Genomic DNA, 1907 nt, shown 5'->3' with positions numbered 1-1907 from the left:
TATTCAGGCGTTATTATGAACAACAATAATAGTACAAATAAAATGCGTGCTCTCGTTATTGAGCACCAAAACATTACTCCAAACAGCTTTGCAGATCGTGCAACTAAATCATTAATCGCTGAATTAGAAAGCCGCACTATCGAAATCGTTACAGCAACTTCTTACGAAGATGCACGTGCAGTTATCATGGCATCTCAAATCGATAGCCTTGTATTAGCACTAGAAAAAACTGAAGAGCAAATCGTTAACTCTCATGAAGAAGTTGATTTGTTAGCAGCACTACAAGCACGTCAACCTGAAGTGCCAGTATTTCTACTAGCAGAACGCGCTCGTACTTCTATTCTTAACAACCGCCAGTTAATGGAACGTGTTGATGAGTGTTACTCTGTACTAGAAGACACTGCAGATTTCGTTGCAGGTCGTATCGTTGCTGCTATGCGTCGTTACCGCTCACAAGTGCTACCGCCTTTCATGAAAGCGATGATGCACTACAACGACATCCATGAGTACTCATGGTCTGCGCCTGGTCACCAAGGTGGTATCGGTTTTACTAAGACCCCTGCTGGTAACCAATTCTTCGAATTCTTCGGCGAAAATCTATTCCGTACCGATATGGGTATCGAACGTGCAGCACTAGGTTCTCTACTTGACCACAGCGGCGCATTCAAAGATTCAGAAGTTGAAGCGGCTAAAGTATTTGGTGCTCACCAATCTTACTCTGGTATCGTAGGTACTTCTGGTTCAAACCGCACAATCATGCAAGCATGTTTGAAAGATGACGACATCGCTATTTGTGACCGTAACTGTCACAAATCAATCGAGCAAGGTCTGATCTTAACGGGTGCACGCCCTATCTACATGGTACCTAGCCGTAACTGTTACGGTATTATCGGTCCAATCAGCCAAGTTCAAATGAGCAAAGAAGGCATTGCACTTAAAGCTAAAAATGCTGGCATTCCTTTCAACGCTGATGAGAAAAAAGCAGGCTACGCGGTTGTAACTAACTGTACTTACGACGGTTTATGTTACCACTCTGAAGTGACTGAATCGCTACTAGGCGAAAGCTCTAGCCGTATTCACATGGATGAAGCATGGTTCGGTTACGCACGTTTTAACCCTATCTACAAGGGTCACTTCGCAATGCGTGGCGATGCTAAAGACCACAAAGGTCCAACAGTATTTGCAACTCACTCAACTCACAAGTTATTGAATGCATTGTCTCAAGCATCATACATTCACGTACGTAACGGTGAAGACGCGATCAACTTTGACCGTTTCAACCAAGCATACATGATGCACACTTCAACATCGCCACTATACGCAATCTGTGCGTCTAACGATGTTGCAGCTAACATGATGAAAGGTGAAAGTGGTAAAACACTGACTGACGAAGTAAACCGCGAAGCGATCATCTTCCGTCAAAACATGCGTCAGCTATTCAACAACTACACCAATGACAACGATTGGTTCTTCAAACCTTGGAACGCTGAAACCGTTACAGAAATGAACGGTGACAAGGTTAACTTTGAAGACGCATCTGTTGAGTCTCTAATGACTATCCAAGAGAACTGGAAACTAACTCCTGGAGACAAGTGGCACGGCTTTGACGAAATCGACAATGACTGGTGTATGCTTGATCCAATCAAAGTTAGTCTTCTAACTCCTGGACTTGACGACAACGGTAACTTCCTAGAAACAGGTGTTCCAGCAGCGCTTGTGACTGCATACCTAGGTCGTTTCGGTATCGTACCAACACGTACTACTGACTTCCAAGTAATGTTCCTATTCTCAATGGGTATTACTAAAGGTAAGCGTGACACATTGATCAACACATTGTTGTCATTCAAGCGTCACTACGATGCTAACGCAGATATCGAAACACTACTGCCTGAGCTAGTTGCATCAGC

At 43.8% G+C, this 1907-nt stretch carries 1 protein-coding gene; it reads left to right on the top strand.

What is annotated here, in order from left to right; all coding sequences use genetic code 11:
• Positions 1–42 precede the first annotated feature (42 nt).
• Positions 43–1907 (top strand): Orn/Lys/Arg decarboxylase N-terminal domain-containing protein (locus tag I3259_RS20140; RefSeq protein ID WP_238031440.1); only part of this gene is annotated, 1865 nt, incomplete at its 3' end.

The organism is Photobacterium sp. Ph5 (genome assembly GCF_022129445.1).
GTDB lineage: Bacteria > Pseudomonadota > Gammaproteobacteria > Enterobacterales > Vibrionaceae > Photobacterium.
The sequence above is the reverse complement of the archived record's forward strand: the minus strand, read 5'-3'. Positions and strand labels throughout refer to the sequence as shown.